6 protein-coding genes are annotated in these 9,115 nt (G+C 72.7%); 5 read left to right on the forward strand and 1 reads right to left on the reverse strand.

Annotated features, from left to right (window positions below; all coding sequences use genetic code 11):
- Positions 1 to 70 precede the first annotated feature (70 nt).
- The 5 genes from QR77_RS20610 (at position 71) to QR77_RS20630 (ending at position 8,337) form a co-directional block, all read left to right on the forward strand.
- Positions 71 to 1,558: a pyridoxal-dependent decarboxylase gene (locus tag QR77_RS20610; protein WP_040023510.1), complete on the forward strand. Its 1,488-nt coding sequence runs from the start codon at positions 71 to 73 to the stop codon at positions 1,556 to 1,558.
- Positions 1,555 to 3,450: an IucA/IucC family protein gene (locus tag QR77_RS20615; RefSeq protein ID WP_052488928.1), complete on the forward strand. Its 1,896-nt coding sequence runs from the start codon at positions 1,555 to 1,557 to the stop codon at positions 3,448 to 3,450. The genes QR77_RS20610 and QR77_RS20615 overlap by 4 nt, the downstream gene beginning before the upstream one ends.
- Positions 3,447 to 4,967, forward strand: a complete 1,521-nt coding sequence (locus tag QR77_RS20620) for a SidA/IucD/PvdA family monooxygenase (protein ID WP_063798055.1) — start codon at positions 3,447 to 3,449, stop codon at positions 4,965 to 4,967. The genes QR77_RS20615 and QR77_RS20620 overlap by 4 nt, the downstream gene beginning before the upstream one ends.
- An 80-nt stretch (positions 4,968 to 5,047) precedes the next feature.
- Positions 5,048 to 6,901, forward strand: coding sequence for an IucA/IucC family protein (locus QR77_RS20625; RefSeq protein WP_040023511.1), 1,854 nt, complete (start codon positions 5,048 to 5,050; stop codon positions 6,899 to 6,901).
- Between the two features lie 23 nt (positions 6,902 to 6,924).
- On the forward strand, positions 6,925 to 8,337 hold the full coding sequence (locus QR77_RS20630; protein WP_040028348.1) for a glutamine synthetase family protein: 1,413 nt from the start codon (positions 6,925 to 6,927) through the stop codon (positions 8,335 to 8,337).
- Between the two features lie 145 nt (positions 8,338 to 8,482).
- Here QR77_RS20630 and QR77_RS20635 read toward each other — a convergent pair.
- On the reverse strand, positions 8,483 to 9,115 hold a 633-nt coding region (locus QR77_RS20635; protein WP_040023512.1), incomplete at its 5' end, for a hypothetical protein.

The following is a 9,115-nucleotide window of genomic DNA, read 5'->3' on the forward strand; positions in this document are numbered from 1 at the left end:
TTCGGTCGAGCCGGTCGATCCGGGTGTTTCCGGTCGGTCCCTCGGGCAGGACGCTCTGGGGGGTGGGCCCGTGGACGCGGCGTTGTCCGGTGGTGTCGGCGGCCCCGACGCGCTCGCTTCGCTCGTGGACTCCGTACTGTCCGCGCTCTCCGAGGGCGCGCGCCGGCGCGGTGGGCCGATTCCCGCCGGTGAGCCGGACGCGATCGCGGCGGCCGTCGCCTCCGGGTTCGGGCCGCCCGGGACCGTCGGAGGAGTCGCCGCGCTGCGCCAGCTCACCGAACTCCTCGCGCACGGCTCGGCCGACCCCGCCGATCCGGCCTGCGCCGCGCATCTGCACTGCCCGCCGCTCGCCGTCGCGGTCGCGGCCGATCTGGCCGTCTCCGCGCTCAACCCCTCCCAGGACTCCTGGGACCAGGCGCCTGCGGCGACCGCTCTGGAGACCCTGCTCCTCCAGGAGTTGGCCGGACTCGTCGGGTACGAACCGCTGCTCGCCGCCGGTGTCCTCACCTCCGGCGGTACGGAGTCCAACGTGATGGGCCTGATGCTGGCCCGCGACCGCGTTCTCGGCGCTGCCACCTCGCGGCAGATCGAGATGGTCGGCATCCCCGTGGGGGCGGCGCGGCCCCGGATCTTCGCCTCGGCCGTCGCGCACTTCTCCGTACAGCGCGCCGCCGCCCTTCTCGGGCTCGGCGAGGACGCCGTGGTGCCGGTCGCCGTCGACCGGCAACTCCGCATGCGGCCCGACGCGTTGGCCGACGCGCTCGCCGACAGCGTCCGGCGCGGTGAACTGCCCGTCGCCGTCGTCGCCACCGCGGGGACGACCGACACCGGCGCGGTCGACCCGCTGCGTGCCTGCGCCTCGCTCGCCGCTTCGCACGGCGCCTGGCTGCATGTGGACGCGGCCTACGGCGGCGGCGCCCTGCTCTCCGACCGGCTCGCGCCGCTCCTCGACGGCCTCGCGCTCGCCGACTCCGTCTCGCTGGACTGGCACAAACTCGGCTGGCAGCCCGCCGCCGCCGGGATCTTCCTGGTCAGACGGGCGGAGACCTACGCCTCGCTCGACCGCCGCGCCGCCTACCTCAACCCGGCGGACGACGAGGAAGCCGGATATCCGAGCCTGCTGGGCCTGTCGTTGCGTACGACGCGTCGCGCCGACGCGTTCAAGATCGCGGTCACGCTGCGGACGCTCGGCAGGGAAGGACTCGGCAGGCTCGTCGACGCCTGCCACGACATCGCCGTGGCGGGTGCGGGGGCGGTGCGGGACCATCCGCGACTCGAACTGCACGGCGAACCCGTCCTGACCGCCTTCCTCTTCCGCTACCTGCCCCGCCTCCCGGCGGACGCCGCGCGGATCGACACGGTCAACGCCTCGCTGCGCAGGCGCCTCCTGCGTGAGGGTCGCGCCGTCGTCGGCCGTACGGAGCTGCCGGGTCACGGCCCCGGCCGCGTACGCCTCAAGCTCACCCTGCTCAACCCGCACACCACACCCGCCGACGTCGAACGCCTGCTGCTCGCCGTGGTTGCGGCGGGCCTCGCCGAGGAGGACGACCTCCGGTGAACCAGCCGACCGATCCCCTCGATCACCCCGACCCGCTCGATCACCCCGACCCGCTGCGGGCCGGGGACTCGGCCGCCACGGAGACGCTCGTACGCGCCTATGTACGCGAGACCGGCACCGTCGTGCCGGCCACCGGCGGCCTGCTCCATCTGCCGCTGCCCGCCAGTCATATGGCGCTGCGCCTCCGGGTCCTGTACCACTCGGTCACCGGCCGGCACCGGTTCGGCCCGGCCCGTCTCGTCACCTCGGACCGGGGCGGGAGCCTGCCCGCAGACACACCGCTGGTCGCCGCCGCGCTCATCCGCGAGTCCACCCTCGGGCGCGGTGTCCTGCCGCACACGGGCGGGGACGCCGTGAGCCGCGTGCTCAACTCCGCCGCCCGGATCACGGCTCACCTCACGCGACGGCGAGCTGAGGCGCGGGACGACGGCTTCGGATCCGGCTCCGGTAGCGGCGGTGGCGGTGGCGGTGCCGGTGGCAGTGGCGGTGACATGCGTACGTCGTTCCTCGACGCCGAGCAGGCGCTGCTCCTCGGCCATCCGTTCCATCCCGCGCCCAAGAGCCGCGAGGAGGCCTCGGAGCGCGAACTGAACGCGTACTCGCCGGAGTTGCGCGGATCCTTCCAGCTCCACTGGTTCGCGGCGCACCCCGATGTGGTGGTCGGGGAGAGCGCCGACGGCCGTACGCCCGGTGACCTGCTGCGCCAACTCGCCGCCGGCGCCCCTGCGGACCTGCCCGCCGGGATGGTCGCCGTGCCCGCGCACCCCTGGCAGGCCCGCGACATAGTGGGCCGTCCCGCCGTCGCCGCGCTGCTCGACTCCGGGCTGCTGCGGGACCTCGGGCCGGGGGGCCCGCGCTGGTGGCCGACCTCGTCCGTACGGACCGTGCACCGGCCGGACGCCGACTTCATGCTGAAGCTGTCTCTCGGTATGCGGATCACCAACTCCCGCCGCAACAACCTCCGTTCCGAGATGCGGCTCGGGGTACGCGCGGCCCGGCTGCTGGCCGCCGGACCGGCGCGGCGGCTGCGCGCCGAGCATCCCGAGTTCGCCATCCTGCGCGACTTCGGCTGGGTGTCGGTGGGCCGCGACGAGGAGTTGGCCGGCGGATCGGGCGGTGGATCGGGCGGCGGACCCGAGAGCGGGTTGGAGACCGCCTTCCGTGACAACCCGTTCCGTGGGGCGACTGCGGGCCTCTCCGAAGGGCTCTGCGTCGCCGGGCTCCTCGCCGAGCGCACCGGGCCCGGCGACGGCTCCCCGCCCCGGTACCGTGCCCTGCTGTCCGAGGCCGTGGCCCGTACCGCCCGTGCGTACGGGATCTCGACCGCCGAGGCCTCCGGACGCTGGCTCGCCGCGTACCTCGATGTGCTCGCCGTCCCTCTGATCCGGTTGCAGGCCTGGTACGGCATAGCCCTGGAGCCGCACCACCAGAACACCCTGGTCGCGCTCGGCGCCGACGGGCTGCCCCGGGCCGGGTGGTACCGCGACAGCCAGGGCTACTACGTCGCCTCCTCGTACGCCGACGAGGTCGAACGACTGCTGCCCGGCGCCGCCGAGGGGCTTGAGCTGGTCTTCGACGACGCGTTCGTGGACGAGCGGGTCGCCTACTACCTGGGCATCAACAACCTCCTCGGTCTGGTGGGCGCGTTCGGCGCGCTCGGCCTCGCCGACGAGGGCGAGCTGCTGCGCGTCCTGCGCGCCAGGCTGGAACTGCTGCGCGTCACCGAGCCCGGTGCGAAGGGGCTGCTCGACCTGTTGCTCGACGCACCCGTGCTGCGCTGCAAGGGGAACTACCTCACCTGTGTGGACGGTCTCGACGAGCTTGTCGGCGACGTCCAGACCCAGTCCGTCTACATCGACCTTCCCAACCCCCTCGCGGAGGCACAGCGGTGACCGACCACGAACGCACCCGGCCCGACGAATCCGAATCCGGCGTCCTCGACCTCCTCGGTGTCGGCATCGGCCCGTTCAACCTGTCTCTCGCGGCGCTCGCCGACGGCGTGCCGGGCCTGCGCGCCCTCTTCCTCGACGCGAAGCCCGCCTTCTCCTGGCACCCCGGTCTGCTGCTGGAGGGCACCACCCTCCAAGTCCCCTTCCTCGCCGACCTGGTGACGATGTCCGACCCCACCAGCCCCTGGTCGTACCTGAATTACCTGCGCGAACACGACCGGATGTTCCCCTTCTTCTTCTCCGAGCGCTTCCACATCCCGCGCCGCGAGTACGACCACTACTGCCGCTGGGTCGCCGAACACCTCCCTTCGTGCCGATTCGACGCGCAGGTCACCGCGTTGGAGTGGGACGAGCACGCGGAGGCGTTCGCCGTCACCGAGCGACCCCCGGGCGGCGGACCACCGTCGCGGCTGCTCGCCCGGCACGTCGTGCTCGGCGTCGGCACCCTCCCCGTCGTACCCGAGGCGCTGCGCCCTCTGCTCACGTCCGCCCACGCGGGACGCGTGCTGCACAGCGCCGACTACCGCACCCACCGGGCCCGGCTGGCGGCGACCGACGACGTCACCGTCATCGGCGCCGGACAGTCCGGCGCCGAGGTCACCCTCGACCTCCTGCGCCATCAGGACGGCAACGGCGGGGGCGGGCCCTACGTCCGCTGGCTGGCCCGTACGCCCGCCTTCGCGCCCATGGAGTACTCCAAGATCGGCCTGGAGCACTTCACTCCGGACTACATCCGCTACTTCCGCGCTCTGCCGGAGGACCGGCGGGAGCGGCTCGTGCGGGAGCAGTGGCAGCTCTACAAGGGGGTGAGCGAGGAGACGCTGGCCGAGATACATGACGAGCTGTACGAGCGGACCATCGGCGGTACGGAGCCGCGTGCCGCGCTCCATCCTGGCGTCGCGATCGTCGGGGTCGAGGCGGTCGGGGGCGACGGGGGCGACGGGGGCGGGGGCGACGGGAGTGAGACCGACGGCGGTGGGTCCAGGGCCGGGTATGTGCTGACCTGCCGGCACACGGAGCAGGACAGGCTCTTCGAGGTCCGCACCTCGGCGATCGTCTCCGCCACCGGCTACGCGGCCGGGCGGCCCGCCTTCCTGGAACCCATGGCGAAGCTGATCGAGTGGGACGACCAGGGCCGCTACCGGATCGACGGTGACTACCGCGTCGCGCTCGACCCCAGGGTGTCGGGCGCGCTGTACGTACAGAACGCCGAACTGCACACGCACGGCGTCAGCGCCCCGGATCTGACGCTCGGCGCGTGGCGCGCCGCGACGATCCTGAACGCGGTCACCGGACGGACGGTGCTGCGGGTGCCGGACCGTACGGCGTGGACGACGTTCGGAGCGCCGGGGGTGGCCGGTGTGGCGGGAACCGTGGGTGTGGCGCCCACAGTTGGCGCGCCCCGCGATGTCACCGTGCTCGACGTGTCCGATGCCGCTCCGGTGGTCGTACGCCCATGACTGCGGCGGCCCCCGCGCCGGGCCCCGCCCGTCCCGTCCCCCCGTCCCCACCGCCCCGCGTACCCCGAGGAGAGCCGCCGATGAACCACCCCACCCGCGAAGCCTGGGCCCGGGCGGGCAAGCGCCTGCTGGTCAAGGCCGTCGAGGAGTTCGCGTACGAGGAACTCCTCGTCCCGGTGGCCGACGGCGGCCCCGGCGCCTACCGGCTGGACCTCGGTGACGGTGTCCACTGGACCTTCCGCGCCACCCGGGGCACCTTCGACACCTGGCGCGTCGAGCCCGACACGCTGCGCCGCCACCCCGCTTTGGATGTCGGGGTCGGGGTCGGGGCCGGGGCGGCCGGTGTCGGTGTCGGTGCGCAGTCCGAGCCCGAGGCCGCCGGTCCCGAGCGGCTGCTGCTCGACGCCCGTACCGTCCTCGGCTGGGACGGCCCCACCACCGCCGAGGTGCTGCGCGAACTGACCGCCACCCGGCGCGCCGACGCCGAGGCGCTCGCCCGCGCCCTGCCCGCCGCGCGCCTCGCCGACCTCGACCACCTCGACCTGGAGGCGTACCAGGACGGCCACCCCTGCATGCTGCTCAACAAGGGCCGGCTCGGCTTCTCCGCCGCCGACGCCGCCGCCTACGCCCCGGAGTCCGCGCAGGCGGTACGGCTGCTCTGGGCCGCCGTACACACCAGCCTCGCGAGCTACTCCGGGGTTCCCGGGCTCGGAGCCGAGCAGTTGCTGTCCGAGGAGCTGGACGCACCCACGCGGGAACGTTTCTCTTCTGTCCTCGCCCAGTCCTGTGCCGAAACGGCCCTGGCCGAGGGCGAGTTCGTCTGGCTGCCGGTGCACCCCTTCCACTGGGACGAGGCAGTCGCGACGCTCTTCGCGCCGTATCTCGCCGAAGGCCGCATCGTGTTGCTCGGGGAGAGCGACGACCGCTACCGGCCGCTCCAGTCCATACGTACGCTCGCGAACCTCGACCACCCGCACCGCCGTAACGTGAAAGTGCCGCTCCTCATCCGTAACACCCTTGTGTGGCGGGGGCTTTCGACCGAGCCGACCGACGCGGCGCCCGATGTGAGCGCCTGGCTGCGCGCGGTGCGGGACGGCGATCCGTACCTCAGCGACGAGTTGCGCTTCCATCCGCTCGGCGAGGTCGCCGCCGTCGCGGTCGCGCATCCGCTGTACGAGTCCGTCGAGGACGCCCCGTACCGTTACCACGAACTCCTCGGCGCCATCTGGCGCGAGCCCGTCGCCGCGCTCCTCGGGCCGGGCGAGAAGGCGCGCACGATGGCCGCCCTGCTGAAGACCGGTTCCGACGGGCGGGCGCTGGCGGCGGAGTTGGCCGCGCGTTCGGGGCTCGAACCGCGTGCCTGGCTGGAACGATTCTTCGGCGCGCTGCTGCCCGGTCTCCTCCACTACCTCTACCGCTACGGCGTCGCCTTCTGCCCGCACGGTGAGAACACCGTGGTCCTCTTCGACGCCGACGACATCCCGATCGGCATCGCGGTCAAGGACTTCGCCGAGGACGTCAACCTCCTTCCCGGCGCGCGTCCTGAGTACGCGGGCCTGTCCGTGCGTGCCGACCGGGTGCTGTTGCGCTGGCCGGCGCACGAACTCGCCCACTCGCTCCTCAGCGCCGTCTTCGCCGGCCACTTCCGCTTCTTCGCGCCGCTCGTCGCGGACCATCTCGGTGTGGCGGAGGGGGACTTCTGGGGACTGGTACGGGCCGAGACAGAGCGGTACCACGCCCGCTTCCCCGAACTCGCCGACCAGTTCGACTCGTTCGGGCTGTTCGCGCCGACCTTCGACCGCGTGGCGCTCAACCGCGAGCAGTTGCTCGGCGGCGGTTTCCACGACCGGGCCGAACGCGACGAGGGCTTCGACGTGGTCCATGGGTCCGTGCCCAACCCCCTCGCCTCCGCAACCCACTTGGAGCAGATATGACAACTCCGGACATGGCCAGGGACATGGCCACGGCTACAGGTACGGGTACGGGTACGGGTACGGATACCGCCGGGCCTTATGACGCGCTGCGCGCCCTCGTGGCAGCGGGCTCGGTCGAAGAAGTCATCGTCGCGGTCCCCGACCTCCAGGGCCGCCTTCAGGGCAGCCGGCTCTCCGCGCCGTACTTCCTCGACGAGGTCGCCCGTCACGGCTTCGGCGCCTGCGTCTATCTCCTCGCGTCCGACGTCGAGATGAACACCGGCGCCGGCTACGCCATCGACGCCTGGCGCAGCGGCTTCGGTGACTTCGTCCTGGCCCCGGACCCCGCCACTCTGCGGACCGTGCTGCCGTGGGACGACGGTACGGCGATGGTTCTCGCCGACCCGGTCTGGCCGGGCGCGGCGCACACGCCCGTCGAGGTCGCGCCGCGCCGTATCCTGCGCGCGCAGCTCGACCGGCTGGCGGAACGGGGCCTGACGGCGCTCGCCGGTACGGAACTTGAGTTCCTCGTCTTCCTCGGCTCGTACCGCAGCGCGTGGGAGAGCCGCTACGAGGGGCTGACCACCGGGACGTCGTACAACGTCGACTACGCGCTCCAGGGCCTGTCGGAGATCGAGCCCGTCGTGCGCCGCATCCGGCGCGAGATGGGACGGGCCGGGCTGGCGATGGAGACCGCGCGCGGGGAGTGTCACGCAGGCCAGTACGAGATCGTCTTCCGGTACGCGGAGGCGATGAGGACCTGCGACAACCACGTCTTCTTCAAGAACGGTGCCAAGCAGATCGCGGCGCAGGAGGGCGTGGCGCTGACGTTCATGCCGAAGTTCGACGCGGGGGAGGGCAACTCCTGCCATGTGCACCTGTCGTTGCGCGGTACGGACGGTACGCCCGTACTCGCCGACGCGACCGCCGCCGATGGCACGGGGATGTCGGAGCTGATGCGGCACTTCGTCGCCGGACAGCTCGCCTGTCTGCCGGACCTCACCCTGCTGATGGCGCCGAACGTCAACTCGTACAAGCGGCTGCGGCCCGGCTCGTTCGCGCCGACCGGCATCACCTGGGGGCGAGACAACCGGACCTGTCCGATACGGGTGGTGGGCGCCGGGTCCTCGCTGCGGATCGAGCACCGGGTGCCGGGCGGCGACGCGAACCCGTACCTCGCCGTGGCCGCGGCGGTCGCCGCCGGTCTGTACGGGATCGAGCACCGGCTCGAACTCCCCGCCCCGCACACGGCGAACGCCCTCGGCGACGCGTCCGTACCACGGCTTCCGGCCACCCTGGGCGAGGCGTTGCGGCGCTGGGAGACCAGCGAGATCGCGGCGAAGATCTTCGGCGAGGCGGTGGTGGGGCACTACGCGCAGGCGGCGCGCACGGAGTTGGAGGCGTTCGAGACGGCGGTGACGGACTGGGAGCGGGTGCGGGGCTTCGAGCGGCTCTGAGCCGGCGGGGTCTGGGCCGGCGGCTCTGGGGCGGCGGCTCTGGGTCGGCGGCTCTGGGCCGGGGTAACGAACGCGGGGTTGCCCCCGGCGGCACGCCGCCAGGGGCAACCCGGGCCGGTCAGTGGACCGGCGCTCTGTCGCGCGCTCACTCCCAGCCGACGACCTTGAAGTCCTTGTTCACGAAGACGTGGTGCGGCCAGTTGACGCTGATGTTGTGGACCTCGTACTCGCCGCCGCTCAGCTTCACCACACGGTCGTTGATGCCTCCGGGGACGACGGCCTGCGCGGCCTTCGTCGCCTTGTCGGCGACCGTACCGCTGACGATCGTGCCCTCTCCCTCGGTGTAGTCCGGGATCTTGCCGACCGACTTCGCCGGGGACGGCGTCCCCTGCTGGAAGGGGAGCACCCCGGCCGCCTTGGCGGCCGCGGCCCCGCCGTCGCCGCCGGGCTGGACGATGACCTGGGTGGCCGCGATGGTCGCGGTGTCGACCGTTCCGAGGACGAGGACGCTCCCGCCCTTCTTCACGGCGCTCGCCGGGACGCGGTGGGACTTCTTCTCGTACGTCGTGGTGGACGCCTTGTCGACGGTCACCTTCACACCCGTCGCCGTGGTGAGGGTGAAGCCCGACGTGGAGGTGGTGTCGACGATGCCGGTCGCACCCCCGGCGGACGGGTCGGCCGCGGGGCCGCCGCCCGGCGGCAGGCTGGGCTTGCCGGTCGGGTCCGCGGCGGAATTGGACGACGTGGGCGCGGACGACGGCGAACCCGCCGCGGCGGC

It is taken from the genome of Streptomyces sp. 150FB (assembly GCF_000818195.1).
GTDB lineage: Bacteria > Actinomycetota > Actinomycetes > Streptomycetales > Streptomycetaceae > Streptomyces.

Coding starts and splice junctions, on each gene's coding strand:
- QR77_RS20625 (WP_040023511.1), top strand. CDS start 5,048: ATGAACCACCCCACCCGCGAAGCCTGGGCCCGGGCGGGCAAGCGCCTG.
- QR77_RS20630 (WP_040028348.1), top strand. CDS start 6,925: ATGGCCACGGCTACAGGTACGGGTACGGGTACGGGTACGGATACCGCC.